At 48.2% G+C, this 23998-nt stretch carries 30 protein-coding genes; 16 read left to right on the forward strand and 14 right to left on the reverse strand.

Going from position 1 to position 23998, the window contains the following annotated elements; genetic code table 11:
* Window positions 1-61 precede the first annotated feature (61 nt).
* From mgtE to SHEWANA3_RS03570, 11 genes are all read right to left on the reverse strand, one after another.
* Window positions 62-1426, reverse strand: a complete 1365-nt coding sequence (gene mgtE, locus SHEWANA3_RS03520) for a magnesium transporter (protein ID WP_011715844.1) — start codon at window positions 1424-1426, stop codon at window positions 62-64.
* Window positions 1427-1638: 212 nt separating this feature from the next.
* A complete protein-coding gene (locus SHEWANA3_RS03525) occupies window positions 1639-1914 on the reverse strand; it encodes an HPr family phosphocarrier protein (RefSeq protein WP_011627201.1) in 276 nt (91 codons plus the stop codon).
* Window positions 1901-2755: an RNase adapter RapZ gene (gene rapZ, locus SHEWANA3_RS03530; RefSeq protein WP_011073702.1), complete on the reverse strand. Its 855-nt coding sequence runs from the start codon at window positions 2753-2755 to the stop codon at window positions 1901-1903. The genes SHEWANA3_RS03525 and rapZ overlap by 14 nt, the downstream gene beginning before the upstream one ends.
* On the reverse strand, window positions 2752-3195 hold the full coding sequence (gene ptsN / locus SHEWANA3_RS03535; RefSeq protein ID WP_011621469.1) for a PTS IIA-like nitrogen regulatory protein PtsN: 444 nt from the start codon (window positions 3193-3195) through the stop codon (window positions 2752-2754). Before ptsN ends, rapZ begins: the two co-directional genes overlap by 4 nt.
* A 2-nt stretch (window positions 3196-3197) precedes the next feature.
* A complete protein-coding gene (hpf, locus tag SHEWANA3_RS03540) occupies window positions 3198-3485 on the reverse strand; it encodes a ribosome hibernation promoting factor (protein ID WP_007650503.1) in 288 nt (95 codons plus the stop codon).
* Between the two features lie 28 nt (window positions 3486-3513).
* Window positions 3514-4989 carry an RNA polymerase factor sigma-54 gene (locus SHEWANA3_RS03545; RefSeq protein ID WP_011715845.1) on the reverse strand — a complete coding sequence of 492 codons (1476 nt, stop codon included), beginning with the start codon at window positions 4987-4989 and terminating at the stop codon, window positions 3514-3516.
* Between the two features lie 105 nt (window positions 4990-5094).
* A complete protein-coding gene (lptB, locus tag SHEWANA3_RS03550) occupies window positions 5095-5826 on the reverse strand; it encodes an LPS export ABC transporter ATP-binding protein (RefSeq protein ID WP_011621471.1) in 732 nt (243 codons plus the stop codon).
* Window positions 5823-6374, reverse strand: coding sequence for a lipopolysaccharide transport periplasmic protein LptA (gene lptA, locus SHEWANA3_RS03555; RefSeq protein ID WP_011715846.1), 552 nt, complete (start codon window positions 6372-6374; stop codon window positions 5823-5825). Before lptA ends, lptB begins: the two co-directional genes overlap by 4 nt.
* Entirely contained in the window at window positions 6361-6921 is a 561-nt protein-coding gene (lptC, locus tag SHEWANA3_RS03560) for an LPS export ABC transporter periplasmic protein LptC (protein ID WP_011715847.1), read from the reverse strand. The genes lptA and lptC overlap by 14 nt, the downstream gene beginning before the upstream one ends.
* Entirely contained in the window at window positions 6918-7469 is a 552-nt protein-coding gene (gene kdsC, locus SHEWANA3_RS03565; protein WP_011715848.1) for a 3-deoxy-manno-octulosonate-8-phosphatase KdsC, read from the reverse strand. The genes lptC and kdsC overlap by 4 nt, the downstream gene beginning before the upstream one ends.
* Window positions 7469-8446, reverse strand: a complete 978-nt coding sequence (locus SHEWANA3_RS03570; protein WP_011715849.1) for a KpsF/GutQ family sugar-phosphate isomerase — start codon at window positions 8444-8446, stop codon at window positions 7469-7471. The genes kdsC and SHEWANA3_RS03570 overlap by 1 nt, the downstream gene beginning before the upstream one ends.
* 562 nt (window positions 8447-9008) lie before the next feature.
* On the opposite strand from SHEWANA3_RS03570, the gene mlaF reads away from it, so the two are divergent.
* The 7 genes from mlaF to murA are packed head-to-tail and all read left to right on the forward strand — an operon-like array spanning window position 9009 to window position 13632.
* Window positions 9009-9827 (forward strand): phospholipid ABC transporter ATP-binding protein MlaF, encoded by an 819-nt coding sequence (mlaF, locus tag SHEWANA3_RS03575; protein ID WP_011715850.1) that lies wholly within the window; start codon window positions 9009-9011, stop codon window positions 9825-9827.
* A complete protein-coding gene (gene mlaE / locus SHEWANA3_RS03580) occupies window positions 9824-10609 on the forward strand; it encodes a lipid asymmetry maintenance ABC transporter permease subunit MlaE (protein WP_011715851.1) in 786 nt (261 codons plus the stop codon). The genes mlaF and mlaE overlap by 4 nt, the downstream gene beginning before the upstream one ends.
* Before the next feature lie 54 nt (window positions 10610-10663).
* Window positions 10664-11137 carry an outer membrane lipid asymmetry maintenance protein MlaD gene (gene mlaD, locus SHEWANA3_RS03585; protein WP_011715852.1) on the forward strand — a complete coding sequence of 158 codons (474 nt, stop codon included), beginning with the start codon at window positions 10664-10666 and terminating at the stop codon, window positions 11135-11137.
* 11 nt (window positions 11138-11148) lie between these two features.
* On the forward strand, window positions 11149-11802 hold the full coding sequence (locus SHEWANA3_RS03590; RefSeq protein ID WP_011715853.1) for an ABC transporter substrate-binding protein: 654 nt from the start codon (window positions 11149-11151) through the stop codon (window positions 11800-11802).
* Window positions 11803-11807: 5 nt separating this feature from the next.
* Entirely contained in the window at window positions 11808-12092 is a 285-nt protein-coding gene (locus SHEWANA3_RS03595) for an STAS domain-containing protein (protein ID WP_011715854.1), read from the forward strand.
* 16 nt (window positions 12093-12108) lie between these two features.
* Window positions 12109-12360 (forward strand): BolA family protein, encoded by a 252-nt coding sequence (locus SHEWANA3_RS03600; RefSeq protein WP_011621481.1) that lies wholly within the window; start codon window positions 12109-12111, stop codon window positions 12358-12360.
* Window positions 12361-12372: 12 nt separating this feature from the next.
* Entirely contained in the window at window positions 12373-13632 is a 1260-nt protein-coding gene (gene murA / locus SHEWANA3_RS03605; RefSeq protein WP_011621482.1) for a UDP-N-acetylglucosamine 1-carboxyvinyltransferase, read from the forward strand.
* 99 nt (window positions 13633-13731) lie between these two features.
* On the opposite strand, the gene SHEWANA3_RS03610 is transcribed toward murA, so the two are convergent.
* Entirely contained in the window at window positions 13732-14310 is a 579-nt protein-coding gene (locus tag SHEWANA3_RS03610; RefSeq protein ID WP_011715855.1) for a TetR family transcriptional regulator, read from the reverse strand.
* Between the two features lie 80 nt (window positions 14311-14390).
* Here SHEWANA3_RS03610 and SHEWANA3_RS03615 point away from each other — a divergent pair, with 80 nt between their 5' ends.
* Genes SHEWANA3_RS03615 through SHEWANA3_RS03625 form a run of 3 tightly spaced genes read left to right on the forward strand, consistent with a single transcriptional unit; the run spans window position 14391 to window position 16126 of the window.
* Complete coding sequence (locus tag SHEWANA3_RS03615) at window positions 14391-15251, forward strand: alpha/beta fold hydrolase (protein ID WP_011715856.1); 861 nt, start codon at window positions 14391-14393, stop codon at window positions 15249-15251.
* On the forward strand, window positions 15248-15652 hold the full coding sequence (locus SHEWANA3_RS03620) for a hypothetical protein (protein ID WP_011715857.1): 405 nt from the start codon (window positions 15248-15250) through the stop codon (window positions 15650-15652). The genes SHEWANA3_RS03615 and SHEWANA3_RS03620 overlap by 4 nt, the downstream gene beginning before the upstream one ends.
* A 33-nt stretch (window positions 15653-15685) precedes the next feature.
* Window positions 15686-16126: a PaaI family thioesterase gene (locus SHEWANA3_RS03625; RefSeq protein ID WP_011715858.1), complete on the forward strand. Its 441-nt coding sequence runs from the start codon at window positions 15686-15688 to the stop codon at window positions 16124-16126.
* 165 nt (window positions 16127-16291) lie between these two features.
* Here SHEWANA3_RS03625 and degS read toward each other — a convergent pair whose 3' ends face one another.
* Together degS and degQ are read right to left on the reverse strand one after the other, a co-directional pair.
* Window positions 16292-17374, reverse strand: a complete 1083-nt coding sequence (degS, locus tag SHEWANA3_RS03630; protein WP_011715859.1) for an outer membrane-stress sensor serine endopeptidase DegS — start codon at window positions 17372-17374, stop codon at window positions 16292-16294.
* Between the two features lie 125 nt (window positions 17375-17499).
* Window positions 17500-18852, reverse strand: a complete 1353-nt coding sequence (degQ, locus tag SHEWANA3_RS03635) for a Do family serine endopeptidase DegQ (RefSeq protein WP_011624007.1) — start codon at window positions 18850-18852, stop codon at window positions 17500-17502.
* Window positions 18853-19308: 456 nt separating this feature from the next.
* Here degQ and zapE point away from each other — a divergent pair, with 456 nt between their 5' ends.
* The 6 genes from zapE to motX all read left to right on the forward strand — a co-directional run bounded on the left by zapE (window position 19309) and on the right by motX (window position 23982).
* Window positions 19309-20421: a cell division protein ZapE gene (gene zapE / locus SHEWANA3_RS03640; protein ID WP_041412544.1), complete on the forward strand. Its 1113-nt coding sequence runs from the start codon at window positions 19309-19311 to the stop codon at window positions 20419-20421.
* 296 nt (window positions 20422-20717) lie between these two features.
* Window positions 20718-21146: a 50S ribosomal protein L13 gene (gene rplM / locus SHEWANA3_RS03645; protein ID WP_011073682.1), complete on the forward strand. Its 429-nt coding sequence runs from the start codon at window positions 20718-20720 to the stop codon at window positions 21144-21146.
* A 14-nt stretch (window positions 21147-21160) separates the two neighbouring features.
* The gene (rpsI, locus tag SHEWANA3_RS03650; RefSeq protein ID WP_006083052.1) at window positions 21161-21553 is read left to right on the forward strand and encodes a 30S ribosomal protein S9; all 393 of its coding nucleotides are present in this window, start codon (window positions 21161-21163) and stop codon (window positions 21551-21553) included.
* 113 nt (window positions 21554-21666) lie between these two features.
* Window positions 21667-21855 (forward strand): DUF2065 domain-containing protein, encoded by a 189-nt coding sequence (locus SHEWANA3_RS03655; RefSeq protein ID WP_011715861.1) that lies wholly within the window; start codon window positions 21667-21669, stop codon window positions 21853-21855.
* 66 nt (window positions 21856-21921) lie between these two features.
* A complete protein-coding gene (locus SHEWANA3_RS03660) occupies window positions 21922-23217 on the forward strand; it encodes an adenylosuccinate synthase (protein ID WP_011715862.1) in 1296 nt (431 codons plus the stop codon).
* A gap of 108 nt (window positions 23218-23325) precedes the next feature.
* Window positions 23326-23982, forward strand: a complete 657-nt coding sequence (motX, locus tag SHEWANA3_RS03665; RefSeq protein WP_011715863.1) for a flagellar protein MotX — start codon at window positions 23326-23328, stop codon at window positions 23980-23982.
* Window positions 23983-23998: the final 16 nt, after the last annotated feature.

Here is a 23998-nt window from a genome sequence, read left to right on the forward strand (position 1 = left end):
TTAAAAATGGCGCCCTATGGCGCCATTTTTGTTGCTCGTTTTAGCAAGGCTTAGGCCTGTGCTAGTGCATTAAATACAGGGTCGCTAATCCTAGGAAGGCAAATAAGCCAATAACATCGGTGACTGTGGTAAGCACCATACCGCCCGCTAACGCCGGATCTACTTTTAAACGCTTTAAGATCAGCGGAATACTGGCGCCAGCCAGTCCTGCGACAGTCATATTGATGAGCATTGCACCGCCAATCAGGCTGGCAAGCGCCATATCATCTTTCCAAACTAATACCGCGATAAACACCAAAATCGACCACATTAGGCCGTTCAAAAAGCCAATGGCGAGTTCTTTGCCAATCAGCCAGCGGGCGTTACTCTGGCCAATATGGCCCAAGGCAATCCCACGGATCACTAGGGCTAAGGTTTGATTACCCGCGACCCCGCCCATGCTCGGTACAATCGTCATTAAAATCGCAATCGTGGCGAATTGTTCGATTGTGCCTTCAAACATATTGCTGACAGAGGCCGCCAGCAGGGCGGCAAACAGGTTAATCGTCAGCCAGAGTGAGCGGCGTAAAGTACTCTTTACCACAGGGGCGAAGGTGTCTTCATCGTCGTCCATCCCCGCCATCCCCATCATGGAGTGCTCGGCGTCTTCACGGATAACATCCACCACGTCATCGATGGTGATACGCCCGAGTAACTTGCCATCACTGTCGACCACTGGCGCAGATACCCAGTCATGGCGCTCGAACAGCTGTGCTACTTCGCTGTCGGACATGCCCACGGGAATGCTCTCGATATCGGTATCGATAATGCTGCTGATATGAGTATTGGGATCGCAGGTGAGCAGATCCGCAAGTTTAACCCCGCCGAGTACGCGATCGTGTTTATCCACCACATATAAGGTGTCAGTGGTGTCGGGCAGATTGCCCCGTTGGCGCAAATAACGCAGTACCACATCGATATTCACATCGGGCCTTAAGGTCACTGTATCTGTGTTCATTAGGCTGCCCGCGGTTTCATCGGGGTAGGAGAGCGCCTGCTCGACCCGCTGGCGGTTTTGCAGGCTCATAGACTGCAATACTTGCTTATAGACGGTATCCGGCAAGCTTCGCAGGATATAAGCGAGATCGTCCGTATCCATACTGGCGGTGGCCTTGGCGACCCGTTCAGGGCTCATGGCGCGGATCAACGGATCTTTTAGCTCTTCACTGAGTTCATCGAGAATATCCCCGAGCTGATCTTGATCGATAAGTTGCCATAGCACTTGCCGCGCTTTAGGGGGCGAGGACTCTAAAATCAATGCGATATCCGACGCCGCCATGTTTTGCAGCATTTGCCTGACATGCACAAACATACCGCTATTGAGGGCATGGCTCAGTTGGTCGAGACGTTGTTCGACTTGTAAGCTGTCTGAGGCTTCTACAGGCATGTTTCCTCCAAGGTGGCGACGGTGGATAGGGACGTTTGGCTGTTGAGGACTTAAGCCAAAGGACTTAAGCCAAAGCGCAGCAGTATATTGTAATTGAGTGCACGGGAGGGCGTCGAGTCACAAATGTGTTTTACTGGTATAAGGTGCTGAAATCAAAACCAAACAGGGTACTGAATAACGGCAGGGATCATCGAGATGAGATGTCGATACGATTAACAGGCTTCGTCGAACTTAGCGTCAATAAGCGCGCAAATGGCATTGAGCGCGGGCTCGGCATCTGGGCCTTCGGCAATCAGGGTAATGGTTTTACCCATGCCGGTTTCTAGCATCAGTAGCCCTAAAACACTGGCGGCAGAGGCCTGTTTTTCACCTTGGATCAGCGTAATGCTGGCATCAAACTCAGACGCAAGCACCACGAGCTTAGTGGCGGCGCGGGCATGTAAGCCGAGTTTATTGCAGATGGTGACTTGGCGCTCAAGCTTTGGCATGACTTAACTCTCGATGGCGGGCATTCACTTTGTGTTTGCCGTTGCTAAAGCGTTTAGCCAGTTGCTCGGCCACGTAAACCGATCTGTGTTGACCGCCGGTACAGCCGATGGCTATGGTCAGATAGCTGCGGTTATTACGCTCTAAGTGGGGCAACCAAGTTTCGAGTAAATTCTCGATTTGCCAGATGAACTTATTGACCAGTGGCTGGCGATTTAAAAACTCTGCCACAGGTTCATCTAAGCCGGTGAGGGGGCGCAGCTCAGGTTCCCAATGGGGATTGGGTAAAAAGCGCACATCGAACATAAAGTCGGCTTCGGTTGGCATACCATGCTTAAAACCGAAGGACTCGAAGTTGATCACCAGTTCCTTATCGACACTTCCAAGCAGGATTTGCCGTACTTGGTCGCTCAGTTCATAGATATTCAGATTCGAGGTATCTATGTAGTGATCCATTTGCTGTGACAGTGGCTCGAGCAATTTGCCTTCAAGCTTAATGGCTTCCTGCAGCGATACTCGGCTCTTAGATAAGGGATGTAAGCGCCGAGTCTCGCTGTAGCGCTTTAACAGTACTTTATCGCTGGAATTTAAGAAAAAGCTGGTAAGTTCAGTGCCCTCTGGCAGGCTTGCGAGCTGTTTGACGAGTACCTTGTCTTGCTCCGGCAGGTTACGCACGTCGACGCTGATGGCGACGAGATCGTTACTGCCCTTGAGCTGTTCGAGTAAGCTGCCAATCAGCGGCAAAGGAAGATTATCGACACAATAGTAGCCGAGATCTTCAAGCACTCTTAGTGCGACCGATTTGCCCGAGCCTGAGCGCCCTGACACTATGACCAGTTTCATCCAGTGATTACCTGATAGAGTTCCGTTTCATCATGCGTCTTGCGCAATTGCTTCAATATTTGTTTGTCGCTGAGCTTTTCTGCCATGCAGGACAAAGTGCTTAAGTGCTGTTGACATTGGTCAGCAGGCACCAGCAGCGCAAATAAAATGTCGACAGGTTGTTTATCGATAGCATCAAAGGCTATCGGCTCCTCACATTTCACCAATATGGCTATGGGTTGTGTTATATCGGTTAATCGACCATGTGGAATGGCGATGCCGTTACCTATACCTGTGCTCCCCATCTTTTCGCGCGCCACTAGGCTTTCGAAGATCTCTTGAGATGAGAGGGTGGGGTACTGGGCAGCGGCTAAGTCGCTGATAAGTTCCAGTACCTTTTTCTTACTGCCCGGAGTGGCGCAGGTCGTGCATTCCGGCCGCAGTATGGTACGAAGTTCCATTGCTAGTGTTTTGTTAACTTCTCTTTGTGTTTAATAACCTGACGATCAAGCTTGTCGATCAGGACGTCTATGGCAGCATACATATCTGCATGCTCTGAAGTCGCGAAGACTTCACCACCGGTGAGGTTGATTCTCGCTTCGGCAATTTGTTGCATTTTCTCAACATTGAGCACAACGTGCACATTATTGATCTGTTCGAAATGACGTTCAAGTTTTGAAAACTTTTCCTCAACATAAGCCCGTAACGATTCAGTAATCTCGATATGGTGTCCACTCAGGTTTATTTGCATATAAACGTCCTCCGATTTCCACTTTAGGCTATAAACTTTTACGCTGATTGGAAGGGGGAATAAGCATCGCCTCTCGGTACTTCGCAATGGTTCTGCGCGCAACGTTAATTCCCTGTTCTGCCAGAAGTTGCGCCATCTTGCTGTCGCTTAATGGTTTTTTCTGGTTTTCCGCTGCAACCAGTTTCTTAATGAAGGCTCTGATTGCCGTGGATGAGCACTCACCGCCATCATCAGTCCCGACGTGGCTTGAGAAGAAATATTTTAGTTCAAAAAGTCCCTTTGGGGTATGCATGTATTTTTGTGTGGTCACCCGTGAAATGGTGGACTCATGCATCTCTACCGCCTCGGCGATATCGTTTAGGACCATAGGTTTCATGGCTTCTTCACCGTATTCGAAGAAGCCCTGTTGATATTGCACTATGCAGTTTGCCACCTTGAGCAGTGTTTCGTTACGGCTTTCAAGGCTTTTGATAAACCACTTGGCTTCTTGCAGGTGCCCGCGGATAAATTGGCTATCGGCTTGGCTTTTGGTACTGCGCGCCATGGCTGCATATTGCTGATTAACATTGATTTTTGGCATGCAGTCTGGATTTAACTCGACCACCCAGCGACCATTTTTCTTCGACACTGATACATCGGGGATGACATATTCTTCATCAACAGGAGTGATGAGCAAACCGGGGCGAGGATTTAAGGTTTGGATCAGCGCTATGCTTTCCCTTAACTCGTCCTCTTTGAGTTTGGTCTTACGCATCAACAATCTAAAGTCGCGGGCGGCGATCAGATCTAAATGGTCTTTGATCAACATGCGGGCGTTTTCGAGGTGTGGGGTATCCAGCGCAAAGTGAGAGAGTTGGATAAGCAGACATTCGCTTAAATCCCTTGCGGCGACACCGACGGGATCGAAGTGTTGAATGCGCTTGAGTACGGCTTCGACTTCATCCAGCTCGATCTCAGGATTGCCCATGGCCTCGAGGATATCTTCAGTACTTTGAGTCAGATAACCTTGATCGTCGATGGCATCAATAATCGCGGTGGCAATAGCTAAATCGGTTTCAGAGAAGGGCGTGAGGTTTTTCTGCCATTCTAAATGTTCGTACAGGCCTTCACTGGTTTCCCCTTGGAAGGGCATGTCATCTTCACGGCTGGCGCCAGAACCTGAGTTTGGCGATGCGGTAAAGACTTCATCCCAAGTGGTGTCCATGGGTAGTTCTTCGGGCAGGGATTCTTTGGTCAACGACTCGGCAATGTCCACGGTGGAATTATCTTGTTCCTGTGGCTGAGCTGTCGTTTCGCTAAAGTCGGTATCGGCGATATCTTGCTTACGTTCGGTAGGCGCGTCGAATTGCTCCTCTTCCAGCTCAAGAAGAGGATTAGAGTCTAAGGCTTGCTGGATCTCTTGCTGCAGTTCCAATGACGACAGTTGCAACAGACGAATGGCCTGTTGAAGTTGTGGCGTCATGGTTAACTGTTGACCCAGTTTGAGCTGGAGTGACGCTTTCATGTTACCGCTGATCCCTACGTTATTATTTTGAATTTAGGCCGCTTGTTATCATATTGATGGCGCTGATAAGCCAAAATTCAAGGCTAATTGGCTCTGTTTAAGTAACTATAGCCTGAATTGTTCACCTAAGTACACAGCCCTAACTTGCTGATTGTCTAAGATCTCTGCGGGAGTTCCTTCGGCAATCAGGTTTCCGTGACTGACAATGTAGGCATGTTCACAGACGTCTAAGGTTTCGCGCACATTGTGGTCTGTGATCAGTACCCCAAGGCCTCGACTCTTAAGTTGTTCGATGATTTTCTTGATATCGATAACCGAAATCGGGTCGACACCGGCGAAGGGTTCATCGAGCAGAATAAACTTAGGATTGGCCGCTAAGGCGCGGGCAATTTCGACGCGGCGACGTTCACCGCCCGATAACGACATGCCTTGGCTATCGCGAATATGGGTGATATGGAACTCTTCGAGCAGATGTTCCAGCTCTTCTTCGCGTTGGTCGCGATTGAGCTCTTTACGGGTTTGCAGTACCGCCATGATATTGTCGTGCACGGTCAGCTTGCGAAAGATACTGGCTTCCTGTGGCAGGTAACCAATGCCTTTGCGGGCGCGCAGGTGCATGGGATCGGCGGTTAAATCATCATCGTCGATAAAGATATGGCCTTTATCGCTTTTGACTAAGCCCACGACCATGTAAAAGGTGGTGGTTTTACCCGCGCCGTTTGGGCCGAGTAGGCCGACGACTTGACCCGTTTTCACCGTCAGGCTGACATCTTTCACAACCTGACGACTCTTATAACTCTTAGCGAGATTTTGTGCTTTTAAGGTGATTTGGGTCATTTAGAGTCCTGTTTTTTCACAGGTTTGTCCGCGGGCTGGTTCTTGATCTCTTCCTGATAGTTGTCAGGTTGAATAATAGTAATCACGCGATCATCACCGCTACCCGTGCTTTCAGCGATCAGTTTCTGCTGAATAATATCGTAACGGATGAGGTTACCCGTCACTTGGCTACCCGCTTGGTCTAGGGTTGCTGAGCCTGTTAAGGTCAGGGTGCGGGTCGCCATTTCGTAGCGAATTTCTTTGGCGCTAGCCGACGCTGGGCGTCCATCGTCGAGAATTTGGCTGTAAGTTGCAGGGTTACCCGTTGCCACTAAAATCTTGCTGTTTTCCCCTTCGGCAGAGAATGCACGTAGTTGATCTGCATGGATTTTAATCGAGCCTTGGGTGACTTCAACCGGACCGAAGAAAATGATCTGGTTGTTTTTAATGTCCGCAGTTTGGCTAACGGCTTTAATTTTCACTTCTTGCTGTAAGTCACCGACCTTGGCGAAGGCGCTCATGCTGGTGATTAGCATTAGGCCGGCAAGTAATATGTTATTTTGCTTCATAGGTTCCTACTACCTGACTGGTCAATTGCACTTCCTGCGCGTTAAGGTCGGCATAAAGGCCTTGCCCTTGAATATTAAAATCTTTCCCTGTGACGTAAATGATGCGGTCAGAGGTCATTATCATAGTGTTGAGATCGAGTTCTAAAAAACTGGTGGACAATGTCTGTATGGGTTCACCAGGGCTGATGGCATCGATAATAACATTATTTTCTAATACAACCTTGCCGGTATCTTTATTGAGTCGACCTTGATCGGCTCGGATCTGCCATTTTGCTTTACCTTGGTCGGGATAGACAAGATAGACGGGCTCAGTAAAGTCGGTTTGGTTTTTCAGCTCATAGTGTTCCATGTGCTTTGCCGTGACGCGACTGTTAACTTGCCCTTGCTCATTAAACTCAATGCTGCGCAGATCTTCGATAATGTAATCGGGTCTGTCGCTGACGTTCAAGCTGTCATCCGTATCGCCACCACGTTTTTGCTGCACTTGCCAATATAGCACCAGCGCAGTACCAAAAAAGGCGATAATGGCGAGGGTCACACGACTCATATGCTCATCCCATGGGCGGAGGTGAACTTATTTTGGCTCAATAAGAGCAGATCCGTGAGTTCCCTGAGTGCGCCATGTCCACCATTTAAGTGAGTCACAAAATGGGCGTGTTGGCGGACATAGGGATGCCCATCGGCGACGCAGACGGCAAGGCCAACCACATTCATCACCGGCAGGTCGACAATATCATCACCGATATAGGCGACTTCTTCTGGGGTGACATTGTAGAGCGACAGCAGCTCTTCATAGGGCACGAATTTATTATCCACGCCCTGATAAATATGCGTCACACCCAGCGCCGTCATGCGGTTTTCGACAATTTTAGACTGACGGCCAGTGATAACCGCCAGATTAAAACCACTGGTCAGTAATGAACGCACGCCATAACCATCGCGGGTGTGAAAGGCTTTGAGCTCTTCCCCTGCGTTGCTCAAATAAATGCGGCCGTCGGAAAACACTCCGTCCACATCGCAGATCAGCAGTTTAATTTTTTGCGCCCTTTGCCAAACATCGTCGCTGATGGGGCCGTAAAAACCTTGCTGTGGCATTAAATCACTCCCGCTTTAACCATATCGAGCATATTGAGGGCTCCGACAGGATGATGTTCTTTATCTATCACTATCAGGCCGTTGATATTTTTGGAATCCATCACTTGCAGCGCCTGCGCCGCTAAAACGTTTTCAGTAATTGTGACACAGTTTCGCGTCATCACATCGGCAATCGGCGTAGTGCGAAGGTTGACTTGGGCGTCGATAACCCGGCGCAGATCGCCGTCGGTAAAGATACCCACGAGTTTGTTTTGCTCATCGATAACCGCAGTCATGCCCAAGCCTTTCTTGGAGATCTCATACAGGGCATCGGTAATGCAGATATCGTGTTTAACCAAAGGTAAATCATCACCGCTGTGCATCACGTTGCTGACTTTTAGCAGCAGCTTACGACCTAAGGCGCCGCCCGGATGGGACATGGCGAAATCTTCCCGGGTAAAGCCTTTAGCTTGCAGCAGCGCAATGGCGATGGCATCGCCCATGACTAAGGTTGCCGTGGTGCTTGAAGTTGGCGCCAGCCCAAGCGGACAGGCTTCCTCTGGCACCTCAATACATAAATGAATTTTAGAGAGACGCGCCATGGTGGATTCTGGCTTGCCTGTCATGGCAATCACGGGAATGGCTTTACGTTGAATGACCGGCATCAGCGCGAGGATTTCGCTCGACTCGCCCGAGTTTGAAATCGCAAGAATTACATCATTGTCCGAAAGCACGCCTAGGTCACCATGGCTGGCTTCGCCGGGGTGGACAAAAAACGCTGGGGTGCCTGTGCTGGCGAGGGTGGCCGAGATTTTATTGCCAATGTGGCCTGATTTCCCCATCCCCATCACTATCACTTTGCCGGTGCAGTTGAGAATTAACTCGCAGGCTTGGGCAAATTCAACGGAATCGACATATTGATAAAGATTGTCGAGGGCCGATTTTTCAATATCGATGACTTTACAGCCCCACTGGCGCAATTGTGATTGGTCTACCATGTCTATCTCTCTTCTTGCATTGTCTTTGTCGCCCCGTTCTGGGATTGGAATAGCACAATTTGGTACGCGATAAAGATGATAAAATTAACGGCTTCTTACTCGGAGTAGCGTTTTATTGTTCTGCCCTTGCCTATAGGGTTGGCGGCAATGGGGCAGGATAACCCGTTTAGCGATTGAATGCCTTGAGCAAAATCATCGTCTTGGTTGTTTTAGCGCTGCCACTTTTATGGCTATGGCCGCCATGATAACCAGTTTGACATTCAATATGGCTTTTGAGTTAAGTTGTCTTGCCTAGTTCAGTGTGATTTCGCTTATCTTATTAGCCTTAACTAAACAAACTTGCTGATTTATCAACAAGGGCGAAAACATTAAGTAACACTTTAGCTTCACAGAGCGAAAACTTAGGGCGCATTCTCGCTGGAAATGAGGCAAATTGAAAGTATCGCAGGACGATAGTGTCGATTCTGTTGTAGGTTAAAGCGCAATTACGTACAATTTGCGGCTCTTCGATTGGTCTGGGCAGGAAGCGTAGGCCACCTCTTTTCAAATATCGGAATCAAGCATGACTCAAGAACAAACGCCGTTGGTTGAGATCCGTCATTTGGGCTTCAGCCGTGGCCAGCGTGTCATATATGAAGATATTAGCCTGTCTATCCCTCGGGGCAAAGTCACCGCCATTATGGGCCCCAGTGGTATAGGTAAAACCACTTTGCTCAAGCTTATCGGTGGCCAATTAACGCCCGATAGCGGCCAAGTGTTGTTCGATGGTCAGGATGTGCATGCCGCGAGTCGTAGCCAATTATTCGAACTGCGTAAGCGCATGAGCATGTTGTTTCAAAGTGGCGCCTTATTCACCGATATCAACGTCTTCGATAACGTTGCCTTTGCGCTGCGTGAGCACTCGGGTTTACCTGAAGAGATTATTCGCTCAATCGTATTAATGAAGCTCGAAGCCGTTGGTCTGCGCGGCGCCGCGCAGATGATGCCAAGTGAGTTATCCGGTGGGATGCAGCGCCGCGCCGCCCTTGCTCGGGCGATCGCCCTTGAGCCTGAAATGGTGATGTACGATGAGCCTTTTGCCGGACAAGACCCGATTTCCATGGGCGTGCTGGTGAAGCTTATCCGTGAACTCTCCGATGCGTTGAATCTGACCTCGATTGTCGTGTCCCACGATGTGGATGAAGTGCTCGGAATTGCAGATTATGTGTATGTGGTGGCCGATAAAAGAGTGATTGCCCATGGCACGCCTGAGGAGTTAAAGCATGCGGACAATCCGCAGCTCAAACAGTTTATTCAAGGCGCGCCCGACGGCCCTGTGCCTTTCCACTATCCGGCGAAGGATTATCAGCAAGAATTAATGGCTAAAGGAGCTGGCAAGTGAAGTTATTCGACAGTATTGCCGACCTCGGCCGCAGCGCTATCGATTTAGTGCTCGGTTTTGGCCGTGCGGGCCTGATGCTCTGGGGCGCGATTTTTCGCTGGCCTCGGGTGCGTAAAGGTTTTCCATTATTAGTGCGCCAAATCTATGTGGTCGGCGTACAATCTATGGTCATTATTGTGGTCTCGGGCCTGTTTATCGGCATGGTGTTGGCGCTGCAGGGCTACAACATCTTAGTTGGTTTCGGTACTGAGGAGAGCTTAGGCCCCATGGTGGCCTTAAGCTTACTACGTGAACTCGGTCCTGTGGTCACAGCATTATTATTCGCTGGCCGCGCTGGTTCGGCGCTGACCGCCGAAATCGGTCTGATGAAGAGTACAGAGCAGTTATCCAGCTTAGAGATGATGGCGATTGACCCACTTAGGCAAATCATTGCGCCACGCTTTTGGGCGGGGGTGATCAGCATGCCGTTATTGGCGCTGATGTTTACTGCGGTAGGCATTTATGGCGGCCATTTAGTGGGTGTGGAATGGAAAGGCATCGATGGCGGGGCCTTCTGGTCGATTCTGCAAGCCTCGGTCGAATGGCGCCAAGACATAGTGAACTGCCTGATTAAGAGCGGCGTGTTTGCCGTGGTGGTGACTTGGATTGCCTTATACCGTGGTTATCAAGTGGTGCCGAATCCGGAAGGGATCAGCCGTGCAACCACCTCAACCGTGGTGCAATCGAGCCTCGCCGTACTGGCATTGGACTTTTTACTAACAGCCCTGATGTTTGGCCGCTAACGGATTGCAGCGCCAAGGATACAGATAGACGGATTAACAGAGTGGTAACTGAGCATGTTGACACGAAAAATTGAATTATTAGTGGGTATGTTTCTCTTAACGGGCTTAGCGGCCTTTTTGGTGTTGGTGTTTAAAGTCGCCAATATCGAAGTGCAGACCAGCGACAGCAGCTATACCCTCACCGCCAACTTCACCAATATCGGTGGCTTAAAGGTACGCTCTCCGGTCAAGGTCGGCGGCGTAGTGGTTGGCCGCGTGAGTAAGATAGATTTAGACCCAGTCAAACTGGTGGCTGTGGTGACGATTGTAATGGACAAGCGTTTCGATAAATTCCCTGAAACCAGTAGCTTAGCTATTTTAACTTCAGGTTTACTCGGTGAGCAGTTCCTCGGATTAACACCGGGCTTTGTCGATGATGACGTGAGTATGCTTAAGGATGGCGACAAGATTGACGATACTCGCTCCGCATTAGTGTTAGAAGATCTGATTGGTCAGTTCTTATATAGTATGGGTTCAAAGGATAAATAGGGGTTACCGCTATGTTGAAACGCTTATCGCGCTTTTTACTGCCGTTAGTATGGATATTTACCGCAACGACCGCACTGGCGGATGATGCACCGATTAACACTATGGACCCGTACGCCATGGTGAAATCCGTTGCCAACAAAACCTTCGACCGCTTTCATCAAGATAAAGCCTTGATCGACGCCGATGCGGATCATTTAAAAGTGATTGTGCGCGAAGAGTTGATGCCTTATATCGACTATAAATACGCCTCATACAAAGTGTTAGGCCAGTATTTAAAAGAGTCTACCGAAGATCAGCGCAATCGCTTCGTCGATGCCTTCGAAGGCTACCTAGTCTCAACCTATGCCCAAGCGTTTACCGAATACACTAACCAAAAAGTGGAGTTTTCTCCCGGTAGTGATTTCAGCAATGAGAAGATTGTCGATGTCAACGTACAGATTATCGAAGCGGGTCGTCCGCCGATTAAGCTGTTGTTTAAAGTGCGTCGCCTTAAGGATGACTCTTGGAAGGCGTTTGACTTAGTTGCCGAAGGCGTGAGTTTGCTGTCCTCTAAGCAATCTGAAATCTCGAATCTTATCCGCCAACAGGGAATTGATGCCGTGATCAAGATGCTGGAAGAGCGCACCAAAGACAAAGTGACTAAACAGTCTAAAGCAGGGAAGTAAGCGCCGTGGTTGAATTTGTGCAACAGGGTAAAATTTGCCACCTCAAAGGGCGTTTATCACAGGAGCAAGTGGTCGCACTTTGGCCGCAAAGGCAGAGCCTGTTAAGCCAAGATACCCAAATGTTGTCGCTCACTGAGCTGGAGTACAGCGACAGTGCTGGCGTGGCATTTTTGCTGGCGTTAGTGCGTCAGCATGGCACGCCATTGCAGTTGTGCTCAGCGTCGGATCAGCTAAAAAAATTAATCGATTTATATGATTTACAGTCCTTCTTCACCGAAGAAGCGAATTGAAAAGGTAACGAATTTCATGGAATGCAGCTTAATAGAACAGATTTTACGTGACGCGTTAGCACTCGATGAAGTGCACGCCAGCTCCGATGGCAGCCACTACAAAGTGATCGCCGTCGGTGAATGTTTTGACGGCATGAGCCGTGTAAAACAACAACAAGCCATTTATGCACCCCTGATGAGCTATATCGCCAGCGGTGAGTTACATGCATTAACGATTAAAACTTTCACGCCGACTCAATGGAAACGCGAGAAAATTTTCAACAGCTAGTAGTGAGGAAAAGTGGATAAATTAGCGATTCAAGCAAGCCCTCCGCTTGCTGGTGATGTGATTATTTCCGGCGCTAAAAATGCTGCGCTGCCGATTCTGATGGCAGGCGTGTTAGCCGAGACTGATTTTATTGTGTCGAATGTCCCCAATTTGCGCGATGTGAGCACCAGCTGTAAATTGCTGCGCTGCCTAGGCGCCGATGTGGATGAATTAGGCAATGGTCAAATCCGTATTTCGACCAAGAACCTTAACGAGTTCTGCGCACCTTACGATCTCGTTAAGACCATGCGTGCCTCGATTCTGATCCTTGGCCCGTTATTAGCCCGTTATGGCACCGCAGATGTGTCATTACCCGGTGGCTGCGCCATTGGTGCCCGTCCAGTAAACCTTCACTTACATGGCCTCGAAATGATGGGCGCCAAGATTGAAGTGAAAGAAGGCTATATCAAGGCCCGTGTCGATGGTCGCTTAAAGGGCGCCCATATTTTTATGGACATGGTGAGCGTCGGAGCGACCGAAAACCTGTTGATGGCCGCGGCACTTGCCGATGGCGAAACCGTGATTGAAAACGCAGCCCGTGAACCAGAAGTGATCGACTTGGCTAACTGTTTGATTGCCATGGGCGCGAAGATCACCGGTGTTGGCAGTGCCACACTGCGTATTCAAGGCGTTGAGCGTCTACAGGGCTGTGAGTACCGCGTGATGCCAGACCGTATCGAAACCGGTTCCTTCCTCGTGGCCGCAGCTGTGACCCGTGGTCGTATCCGTTGCTTAAAGGCCGATCCTGCTTCGTTAGAGTCTGTTATCGCGAAACTTGAAGATGCGGGCGCCAAGATCACCACTGGTGAAGATTGGATTGAGCTCGATATGGAAGGCAAGCGTCCGAAAGCGGTAAATATCAAGACGGCGCCATACCCAGGTTTTCCAACCGATATGCAGGCGCAGTTCTGCGTGCTCAACGTATTAGCCCAGGGCACGGCGACCATTACCGAAACCATCTTCGAAAACCGCTTTATGCACGTGCCAGAACTTATCCGTATGGGCGCGAACATGGAGCTTGAAGGCAATACCTGCATTATTCAAGGCATTGAGTCTTTGAGTGGTGCGCAGGTGATGGCGACCGATTTACGCGCTTCGGCAAGTTTAGTGATCGCAGGTTTAGTCGCCGATGGTAAAACCATCGTCGATCGCATCTATCACTTAGATCGCGGTTATGAGCATATCGAGCAGAAGTTCCAAGGATTGGGCGCGCATGTAGAGCGTGTGCAATAACATTCGCGTAGGATTCGCTCCCAATAAAAAACCAGCCAAGTGCTGGTTTTTTTATTGTATTCATTCAGCTGAAAAGACAGGGGAATAAGTAAGAGTAAGTTAGAGAGTCCTCTCAACTAATTTAGGAATACATTCCAAAATAGTATCGAAGGGTTCAATGCTTTGGTATCCCCGACACATTACAACCGCGCCTTCAATGCAGGCAATAATGCTAAGTGCCATGGCATTGGCTGAGGCCTTTGTGTGACCTAATGACTCAAAGTGTTGAGCTAATAATGATTGCCAATCACTGAATACCCGTGCTACTGCCGCTTTTATTTCTGAAGCTTCATCCTCTTCTGGCAGTTCTATCGCTGCTGCAACAATCGGACAGCCATGACGATATTGTGAACCAACAAGACGTTGGCGCCACAGTGATAAAAACAAATTAATGCCGTTGTTTCGATCTTTATCAAGACAAGCACTGAGTTGCGCGGATGCTTGAGTACCTGCCCAAATAATGGCTTCAGTAATTATCTGCTGTTTTCCTCCGGGGAAGTTGTGATACGCGGAACCAAGCGGAGTACCTGAAAACTTGACCACTTCACGAATGCTTATGGCTCGTAAACCGCTTGAAGCAAGCATGATTGCGGCGGCTTCAATGACCCGCTGACGACCCTCATTAGAGATTGTGCCCATGAAAATCCCACTTGTTATAACAGTTGTTATAGGCTAGCATCAAAAACACATTAAGACACTCGTTATAATTAGTGAGCGCTATGATCTCAACATCGTTTTACACGGAAGATCATTATTTACTCCGTGGCCAGCTGTTTTGCACAGAAAAGGCTATGCAAGGTCGAGTCATTGTTGCGGGGGCGACTGGTGTGCCGCAGGCGTTTTATCGCCGCTTTGCTCAATTTGCAAGTGAACAAGGATTTGAAACATTAACCTTTGATTACCGTGGAATAGGACAATCCAAACCTGAAACGCTAGAGGGTTTTGAAATGAACCTTCTCGACTGGGGTAAACAAGATCTCGCTGCCGCAGTCCAGTTTATGAGTAAAGATGACGCCCCACTCTTTATTGTTGGCCATTCCTATGGTGGTCATGCATTTGGTTTACTGCCAAATCATCAAAAAGTCACAGGTGCTTATATATTTGGTACAGGCGCGGGGTGGCATGGTTATATGCCCTTGTTTGAACAAGCTAAAGTACTAACGATGTGGAATATCGTTCTGCCGCTCCTAACGTGGTGGAAGGGATACTGCGCTTGGAACCTATTGGGAATGGGCGAAGATCTGCCAAAAAACGTGTTTAAGCAATGGCGGCACTGGTGTCGTTTTCGTCATTACTTTTTTGATGATCCCACCATGGATGGAATTGAAAAACTCTTCCAATCGGTACAGACCCCTATGGTTGCAGCCAATGCGCTAGATGATCTTTGGGCTATGCCTGAATCGCGAGATGCGTTTATTCAGCACTACAGTAATGCGCCATTAACCCGTCTTGATCTCTCTCCAAAGATCTTAGGCGGCAAGATTGGGCATATGGGGTACTTCCGTAAAAACGCGATTCCTCTATGGCAAGCCAGTTTAGATTGGTTCACGGCGATTAATAAGGAAAATAAAGCAATATGAGCACATCGAGACCATGGTTAATTCCCCTCAAATGGATACTGATTGCTACGTTTTTGAGCAGTGTTCTGCATTACGTCGATAACATACTTTTTTTTGCCCATTACCCTGAACCAAACTGGTTAAATCCTAAGCTTGTTGATCTCTTTTGGTTTGTTATGACACCTCTGGCGCCGTTAGGATTCTACGTGATTAAAAAAGGGCATCATCATATAGGCGCCGCAATTCTTATCGTTTACGGAGTATGCAACATACTTACGCTTGGGCATTACAACTACGCTCCGATAAATAGCATTGCGATGAAAATCCATTTGTTTATCGCTTTAGAAGCAATAATGGGATGCATATTAATTGGTTACATCTTGCTGCTTTATAAAAATTCGCTTCGTATTGTTGCTCGTTAATTCACTCTGCATTATTTATTACAAGGATAAAAATTGAATATCTCTCATCTCAGCGGATTGGAACATTTAAGCGCTATCATCAACGGCGACATACCACCTCCAACGATTTTTGACACTATGGGTATGTTTAATCTTCAAGTGAGCTCCGGCGCGGTTGTATTGGGTTGCTGTGCAACGGAACAACATTGTAATCCTATGGGAGGCGTACACGGAGGGTTTGCTGCAACGATATTGGATTCTGTCACCGGATGCGCTGTACATAGCCTGCTAGAAGCCGGTGTTAGCTACGGGACTGTGGATTTAGCCGTTAAAATGATGAGACCTGTCCCCATGAATGAGCAGCTTATTGCTGAAGCGAAAGTGACACATATTTCTCGCTCGCTGGGTATTGCCGAAGGCACGATTCGAAACAGTGAGGGGAAGTTACTTGCGAGCGGTTCTGCCACTTGTTTTATCAAGAGGCCAAACTTTTAAAAGCGATAACAAGAGTCACTGTTTGAGCAAAGTCAGTTAAAAATTGCAGTGCGAGATAAATAGCTTTGCTAATTGAGGGATGAAGTAATAGGTGATTTTAGGATGGCTCAGAATGAGGTTCTATACATGCCTCATTCTGAGATTAATCAAGGTAGCTTACTGAGCTTAATTATCGACGACGACCTTTTCATCGATAATCACCGGCAATACTTGCTCTTTGCCTTGGCGGATAACCGTCATCATGATTTTCTTGCCGGGCGTAGTTTCGGCAATTCTATCCATCAGCATTTCGACCCCTGGCACATCTTCGCCATCGTATTTGATGATCACATCCCTTGGTTGTAGATGCGCCCGTGCCGCAGGGCCATTAGGATCGACGCCTGTGACTAATACCCCACGTAAATCGGGTAGGTTGAGGATTTGCGCCACAACAGGGTTAATCGGTTCGCCAGATATCCCTAAGGCACCACGGATCACTCGACCATTTTTAATCAGTTTACCCATAATGCTGTGGGCCAGTTTAATCGGGATCGCGAAGTTAATCCCGTGGCCGCCACCTTCACCGCCCACTTGGAAGGCGGCGGTGTTGATACCAATCAGGCTACCGTTAGTGTCGATTAAGGCGCCGCCTGAGTTACCGGCGTTAATTGCAGCATCTGTCTGTAAGAAGTCTAAATAACCAGAACTTAAGCCGTTACGACCCGTGGCGCTGATAATGCCTTGGGTAATGGTTTGGCCGAGGTTATAAGGGTTACCAATCGCTAATACCACATCCCCAACCTGCGGTGGGCTGTCGAGATTGACTGGCACCGTAGGAAGATTATCGCCTTCGATCTTAAGCACTGAAAGATCGGTTTCTGGATCAAAACCGACGACTTCCGAGGTGAATTTGCGGCCATCCTGCAGGGCGACCACAATTTCATCAGCTTTTTTAATCACATGATAATTCGTGAGAATATAGCCTTCTTTGCTCATGATCACCCCTGAGCCTAGGCCTTGGAGGGAGCCAGAGTTTAGCGGACGGTTCTGATCAATACTTAAGCTATAAATATTGACTACGGCAGGAGCGGCGCGGCGTACGGCCTTAGCAAAGGAGAGTTCGACCGTGTTATTACCCCGGTTTTGCAGTAACGAGCTGCCGAGATTCTTATTGTCGAAGTAGTGTGTAACTAACAAAAACATGGCCGCCATGATAAGGCCGAAGAGCACGGCTTTACCGAGATATAACAGGGTTTCTTTTATTGTCATGGCAGGCTAAGTATTGAAAAAGGTGAGTTAGATTAACATGTTTAACAAGTTAAAGCATAGGGAACCCGCGTTCCCTATGCTGATCCGCATCTGATAATTGGATAAAGATCAGAGCGGCGTACCGATTAACGCAGCACTAAGTACAACAAGCTCTTACCACGGAGGATCTTCAGGGCGACAGCGCCTTCTTGATCTTTGAGCTGCTCCTTGAGTGATTTCAGATCTTTCACCGCCGAACGGTTAATGCCGACAATCACATCGCCTTTTTGTAAGCCACTCATTGCCGCAGGTGAGCCTTGTGCCACCTCAGTAATTTCCACCCCTTTCGAAGCGTTTTCTAGCGAGGCACCTTGTAGCATTGGGTGCACAGCACCTGCTGCTTTTTCAGTGGTTTGGCTTGCTTCACCTAAGGTGACATTCACGGTTTTCTTATCGCCATCGCGGATAAGTCCTAGTTCAACCTTGGCACCCGCGCCCATAGTCGCGACTTTCGCACGTAGCTCTTGGAAGGATTTAATCGCACGGCCATCGACGCTGACGATAATATCACCCGCCTTGATGCCGGCTTTTTCAGCGGCGCTGCCCGCGGTGACTTCATTCACAAAACCACCGTGCTGGGTATCTAAACCAAAACCTTGGGCGAGTTGGCTATCCAAGTCGCGTCCCGAAATCCCCAGCACGCCACGGCGAACTTCACCGTGCTCGGCAATTTGTGCCACGAGGTTTTTCACCATATTGGCAGGGATCGCAAAACCGATACCTACGTTACCACCGCCTGGGGCTACGATGGCGGTGTTAATACCGATCAGTTCACCTTTCAGGTTAACCAGCGCACCACCCGAGTTGCCGCTGTTAATCGCTGCGTCGGTTTGGATAAAGTTTTCAAGCATTTCAATGCCTAAACCGCTACGGCCTAGGGCGCTGACGATCCCTGAGGTGACGGTTTGACCCAAACCAAAGGGGTTACCGATGGCTACTGCAAAGTCACCCACACGTAGTTCATCAGAATCAGAGGTCTTGATCGCGACTAGATTTTTCGCTTCAATTTGCAGCAAGGCAATGTCGGACTCTGAGTCGGTACCAATCAGCTTGGCTTTGACTTCGCGGCCATCGTGCAGACCGACCTGGATATCATCGGCACCGTCGATCACATGGTTGTTGGTGACGATATAACCTTTATCTGCGTCGATAATCACACCTGAGCCTAAGCCTCTAAAAGGACGTTCTTGCACTTGTTCCTGCGGTGCATTGGGGCCGAAGAAATAACGGAACACATCGGGTACACGTTGTTTGGAGACGTGCGTGCCAGATACCGCCACGGAAACCACGGCGGGCGTCGTGCGCTCTAACATAGGCGCAAGACTTGGAATGGATTGACCCTCAACAGATTGCGGAATAGCGGCCTGTGAGACAGCGGGCATCATTGTCAGAGTTGCGGCTAACATTGCGGCTGAAAGTACAGATAGTTTCGTTTTCATCTATTCATAACTCCAAATAAGGGATCAAGGATCTGGATGTAATGCGTCGTGAGTTGTGTCCGCACCAGATCGAATCTGTATCGGTACCGGCTATTTGCCTAGGTAACCATTCGGACACGCACCTCATTGAAAAAGTTCATCAATATTAACAAAGGTTAATATCTTAACGGTTATTTTATCAGCATTTTATGGGCTGTAACTTAAGTGAAACCTGTGGGCTTTTAAGGCCTTTTTCAAGTCTTAAAATGTTTCAATCATCGAATGAAATAAGTTAACAGCATAGTGCTTTATAAATAAGTTTTTATCCTTTCACGCTTAATCTTGCTTTGTTGTCGCCGAGTGCCGAAATATGGAATTCAGCGTCCTTTTGCTTGTTAGGGGATAAATATATGCCGCATCAGAGTGGCCGTGGTAATATCGACGCAGTTTTTCCAAAGGATAAAAGAGAATTATAACGTGCCCCAGTTAAGCCCTTGGCAGCATTACCAAAAAGATCTTACTCGTGATGGTTTTTCCCATGATCCCGCGCAGGAAATGGCCGTAAAGGCACTGCAACGCGTCTACGAAGATTTAACCGCTGCCGAAGCGCCAAGCTCACTATTAGGCAAGTTATTGACCTCCTTTGGCCTTAAGTCTGCGCCTGTCGCGCCTAAGGGGTTGTATCTGTGGGGCGGTGTCGGTCGCGGCAAAACCTACCTGATGGACACTTTTTTTGATGCGCTGCCAGGTAATCAAAAACTAAGGGCGCACTTTCACCGTTTTATGCATCAACTGCATTTGGATCTGGATGCGCTCAAAGGCACTCGCGATCCTTTGTTAGTGATTGCCAAACAAATGGCGGCTAAATACCGAGTCATTTGTTTTGATGAGTTTTTTGTCTCTGATATCACAGATGCCATGCTACTTGGCACCTTATTCCAAGCCCTCTTTAAAGAAGGCGTGGTCTTAGTCGCTACTTCAAACATTATTCCCGATGATTTGTATAAAAACGGATTGCAACGGGCACGATTCCTCCCCGCGATCGCCTTGATCAATCAGCATTGTGAAGTACTCAATGTAGATTCGGGCATCGACTATCGTCTGCGTACTCTCGAACAGGCAGAGATTTATCACCATCCACTCGATGAAGAGGCCGATACTAATCTGCTGCGTTATTTCCGGCAGTTAGCCCCCGAGGCTGAAATTTCAACCGATGCGATTGAAATCGAAGGGCGCGCAATCAGCATTCGTCAACAGGCGCAAGGCGTGTTACTCGCGGATTTCAGGGCCTTATGCGATGGGCCACGAAGTCAGCGCGATTATATGGAGTTGGCGCGGATTTATCATACCGTGTTGGTGAGTGGTATCGAACAAATGGGCGCATTTTTAACGGGGGATGATATCGCCAGACGTTTTTTAGCCATGGTGGATGAGTTTTACGAGCGCAACGTTAAGTTGATTGTTTCCGCGCAGGTGCCGCTGGAAGAGATTTACGCCGATGGTTTATTGAGTTTTGAATTTAGACGCTGTCGCTCTCGCTTAATCGAAATGCAATCCCACGATTACTTAAAATCAGAGCATTTACCTTAGGTTAGCGAGTGCCAATCATTGGAGGTTAGCGCGTTTTTTAGGCAAACCTCCTATGGCTCATCCATCCCAGTGAAAATCAGCCTCACAGATCGATTTTTTATGATTTTTGTCAAAATATCAGGTGATTTTTAGCTCACGTTTGTCTATAATCCGCCACCTGCCCACGTTACTCCACCAAATTAGGTGGAAGTTGTACGCCGAGTTAAGTACTCGAAGGGGTACTGAAAGGCAATTTTGTGTTGTTTACCATTGTAGGCAACATGTGAGACAGAAATTAACTTTGGGTTTTTGTAATAATGAAGACTTTTACTGCTACACCAGAAACTGTAACTCGTGACTGGTTCGTCGTTGATGCTGACGGCAAAACTTTAGGTCGTATCGCTACCGAAATCGCTCTGCGTTTACGCGGTAAGCACAAGCCAGAATACACTCCTCACGTTGACACTGGTGATTACATCATCGTTATCAACGCTGAGAAAGTTACTGTTACTGGTAACAAAGCGCAAGGCAAGACGTACTACTCGCACTCAGGCTTCCCTGGTGGCATCAAGCAAATCAGCTTTGAAAAGCTGCAAGCTCACAAGCCAGAAATGATCATCGAGAAAGCAGTTAAGGGTATGTTACCAAAAGGTCCTCTGGGCCGTGCCATGTTCCGTAAACTGAAAGTTTACGCTGGCGCAGAACATAACCACGCTGCACAACAACCTCAAGTTCTTGATATCTAAACGGGATTAAGCAAATGGCTGCAACTCAGTACTACGGCACTGGCCGTCGCAAAACCTCTACAGCACGCGTATTCGCTAAAGCTGGTAGTGGCAACATCGTTGTAAATCAACGTCCTTTGGACCAATACTTTGGTCGTGAAACTGCTCGTATGGTTGTTCGTCAACCATTAGAACTAGTTGAAATGACTGACAAGCTGGACATCTATGTAACTGTTAAGGGCGGTGGTATCACTGGCCAAGCAGGTGCAATCCGTCACGGTATCACTCGTGCTCTGATGCAATTAGATGAAGCTCTGCGTCCATCATTACGTTCTGCTGGTTTCGTAACCCGTGACGCTCGTAAAGTTGAGCGTAAGAAAGTGGGTCTACGTAAAGCACGTCGTAAGCCACAATTCTCTAAGCGTTAATACGTTTTGGAATCTCAAAAAACCCAGCTTATGCTGGGTTTTTTATTGCCTAAAATTGGCTATGCTCGCGTTAATGAAAGTGTTTTTTGCTGACAGTTCGAAGAGAGGGGAAGATGAGCTTACAGTTATTTATGCTGGCCGTGGCATTGGTGTTGATTTTAGAGGGTGTGGGGCCTTTGTTATTCCCCAATAAATGGCGCCGATATTTAAACGAGCTTTCCCATCAAAATCAGCAAGTTTTACGCCGAATAGGCGGTTCTTTAGTCACCGCAGGGCTGGTCATTTTGATTATTTTTTCATAAATGCCTTACCACTTGCGGTTTAAAATCTGTTAGAATTCTTTTTTAACCACAACCTTGCAGCAAACAATGGGCAAAAACGTAGTTGTTCTCGGCACTCAATGGGGTGACGAAGGAAAAGGTAAGATTGTCGACCTTCTAACAGAACAGGCAAAATATGTAGTTCGCTACCAAGGCGGTCACAACGCGGGTCACACTCTAGTGATCAATGGCGATAAAACCGTACTTCATCTGATCCCATCAGGCATCCTACGCGACAATGTGAAATGCATTATCGGTAACGGTGTGGTGCTTGCACCTGACGCCCTGATGAAAGAGATCAAAATGCTCAAAGAGCGCGGCATTCCTGTTGAGGAACGTCTGCTGATCTCTGAAGCATGTCCGCTGATCCTACCATTCCACTGTGCATTAGACATCGCTCGCGAAAAAGCGCGCGGTAACAAAGCTATTGGTACTACGGGTCGTGGTATTGGTCCTGCGTATGAAGACAAGATTTCCCGTCGCGGTCTGCGTGTTGGCGATCTGTTCAATGCTGAACTATTTGCTGAAAAGCTGAAAGAAGTTATGGCATATCATAACTTTATGCTGACAGAGTACTACAAAGTTGACGCCGTAGATTACGAGCAAACACTGAGCGACGCGTTAGCCTTAGCTGACTACCTGAAGAGCATGTGTGTTGACGTAACTGAACTGTTGGATAACGCGCGTAAAGCGGGTGAGCCAATTCTGTTCGAAGGTGCACAAGGTACGCTGTTAGACATCGACCACGGTACTTATCCGTTTGTGACTTCGTCAAACACTACCGCAGGTGGTGTGGCGACAGGCAGCGGCTTTGGTCCACGTCATTTAGACTATGTCTTAGGTATCATCAAGGCATACACCACTCGCGTGGGTGCTGGTCCTTTCCCAACTGAACTCTTATGTGAAGTGGGTGATCATTTAGGAACTAAAGGTCATGAATTTGGTGCGACTACTGGTCGTAAGCGTCGTCCCGGTTGGTTAGATGCAGTGGCAATGCGCCGCGCAGTACAAATCAACAGTGTAAGCGGCTTCTGCTTAACTAAGTTAGACGTACTCGATGGCCTGAAAGAGGTGAAGATCTGTGTGGGTTACCAACATCCAGATGGCACTATCTCTAAGGTTACGCCATTAGCGGCTGAAGGTTATGAGCAGGTCACGCCTGTTTATGAAACTATGCCAGGCTGGAGCGAGTCAACTTTCGGTGCGACCTCTTTAGAGCAGTTACCGCAAGCAGCTATCAACTACATCAAGCGTATTGAAGAGTTGTTAGAAACGCCGATCGACATCATTTCTACCGGTCCAGACCGTAATGAAACGATGATTTTAGTTAGCCCATTTAACTAAAATCGTAGAGGCCGTGTTCCACGGCCTTTTCTTCCTTTGTTGTGCCTTCCTGTTTGTTTTCTGTGGTTAGAAATTCGGCTTGAGCTCAAGAAATAGGTTATACTGCCGATGCAAGTATTCACCCTATTGTCATTGAGAGTCGTTATGCTACGTACTGCATTAGTTGCGCTGCTGCCCTTAGTATCTTCAATGTGCTTTGCTGAAACACAGGCGGTGGATATTTATTCTCAAGATCAATTACTTGAAATGATCCGCGGCGAAAAATATCTGGCAAGAGTTAAGCAAGATGACTGTCAGTTAGTGCAAGACATCGAAGCGCGTGCAGAAGTCTTAAAGCAGCCCCTGTATCAGTTTTTGTGGGGGGAAATGCTCAACCATGGCACCTGCGTAAAAGCCAATGCAGTCAAAGGGATGGGATTATTGCAAGAGGCGGCCGAGCAGGGTAGCCCCGAGGCCATGGTGAAACTTGCCGAATATTATCAAAATGGTAAGTTTGTTATTCGTAATAAAGACCGTGCGGTCAATTATTTATTGCCAGCGGCGGCGAGCGGCAGTTTAGCCGCGCGGATGATGCTGGTTCGTTTATACGGTGAAGGTTATGGTAGTCCAAGGGACTATGAAATGGCCTATAACTGGTTATACAACAATGTATTTACCGATGAGGCGACCAAGAAAAAAGCCTTGTCATTACTGCAGGTGTTAGCCGCTAAAATGCCCGCCAGTGCAGTGGCGCGGGCCCAGCAAGAGCACTTGCGAACCCGTTGAGTTGTCTCTACAGATT

It is taken from the genome of Shewanella sp. ANA-3, from assembly GCF_000203935.1.
In the GTDB taxonomy this organism is placed as follows: domain Bacteria; phylum Pseudomonadota; class Gammaproteobacteria; order Enterobacterales; family Shewanellaceae; genus Shewanella.

Coding starts and splice junctions, on each gene's coding strand:
- mgtE (WP_011715844.1), bottom strand. CDS start 1,426: ATGCCTGTAGAAGCCTCAGACAGCTTACAAGTCGAACAACGTCTCGAC.
- SHEWANA3_RS03525 (WP_011627201.1), bottom strand. CDS start 1,914: ATGCCAAAGCTTGAGCGCCAAGTCACCATCTGCAATAAACTCGGCTTA.
- rapZ (WP_011073702.1), bottom strand. CDS start 2,755: ATGAAACTGGTCATAGTGTCAGGGCGCTCAGGCTCGGGCAAATCGGTC.
- ptsN (WP_011621469.1), bottom strand. CDS start 3,195: ATGGAACTTCGTACCATACTGCGGCCGGAATGCACGACCTGCGCCACT.
- hpf (WP_007650503.1), bottom strand. CDS start 3,485: ATGCAAATAAACCTGAGTGGACACCATATCGAGATTACTGAATCGTTA.
- SHEWANA3_RS03545 (WP_011715845.1), bottom strand. CDS start 4,989: ATGAAAGCGTCACTCCAGCTCAAACTGGGTCAACAGTTAACCATGACG.
- lptB (WP_011621471.1), bottom strand. CDS start 5,826: ATGACCCAAATCACCTTAAAAGCACAAAATCTCGCTAAGAGTTATAAG.
- lptA (WP_011715846.1), bottom strand. CDS start 6,374: ATGAAGCAAAATAACATATTACTTGCCGGCCTAATGCTAATCACCAGC.
- lptC (WP_011715847.1), bottom strand. CDS start 6,921: ATGAGTCGTGTGACCCTCGCCATTATCGCCTTTTTTGGTACTGCGCTG.
- kdsC (WP_011715848.1), bottom strand. CDS start 7,469: ATGCCACAGCAAGGTTTTTACGGCCCCATCAGCGACGATGTTTGGCAA.
- SHEWANA3_RS03570 (WP_011715849.1), bottom strand. CDS start 8,446: ATGGTAGACCAATCACAATTGCGCCAGTGGGGCTGTAAAGTCATCGAT.
- mlaF (WP_011715850.1), top strand. CDS start 9,009: ATGACTCAAGAACAAACGCCGTTGGTTGAGATCCGTCATTTGGGCTTC.
- mlaD (WP_011715852.1), top strand. CDS start 10,664: ATGTTGACACGAAAAATTGAATTATTAGTGGGTATGTTTCTCTTAACG.
- SHEWANA3_RS03590 (WP_011715853.1), top strand. CDS start 11,149: ATGTTGAAACGCTTATCGCGCTTTTTACTGCCGTTAGTATGGATATTT.
- SHEWANA3_RS03600 (WP_011621481.1), top strand. CDS start 12,109: ATGGAATGCAGCTTAATAGAACAGATTTTACGTGACGCGTTAGCACTC.
- SHEWANA3_RS03610 (WP_011715855.1), bottom strand. CDS start 14,310: ATGGGCACAATCTCTAATGAGGGTCGTCAGCGGGTCATTGAAGCCGCC.
- SHEWANA3_RS03615 (WP_011715856.1), top strand. CDS start 14,391: ATGATCTCAACATCGTTTTACACGGAAGATCATTATTTACTCCGTGGC.
- SHEWANA3_RS03620 (WP_011715857.1), top strand. CDS start 15,248: ATGAGCACATCGAGACCATGGTTAATTCCCCTCAAATGGATACTGATT.
- degS (WP_011715859.1), bottom strand. CDS start 17,374: ATGACAATAAAAGAAACCCTGTTATATCTCGGTAAAGCCGTGCTCTTC.
- degQ (WP_011624007.1), bottom strand. CDS start 18,852: ATGAAAACGAAACTATCTGTACTTTCAGCCGCAATGTTAGCCGCAACT.
- rplM (WP_011073682.1), top strand. CDS start 20,718: ATGAAGACTTTTACTGCTACACCAGAAACTGTAACTCGTGACTGGTTC.
- rpsI (WP_006083052.1), top strand. CDS start 21,161: ATGGCTGCAACTCAGTACTACGGCACTGGCCGTCGCAAAACCTCTACA.
- SHEWANA3_RS03655 (WP_011715861.1), top strand. CDS start 21,667: ATGAGCTTACAGTTATTTATGCTGGCCGTGGCATTGGTGTTGATTTTA.
- SHEWANA3_RS03660 (WP_011715862.1), top strand. CDS start 21,922: ATGGGCAAAAACGTAGTTGTTCTCGGCACTCAATGGGGTGACGAAGGA.
- motX (WP_011715863.1), top strand. CDS start 23,326: ATGCAAGTATTCACCCTATTGTCATTGAGAGTCGTTATGCTACGTACT.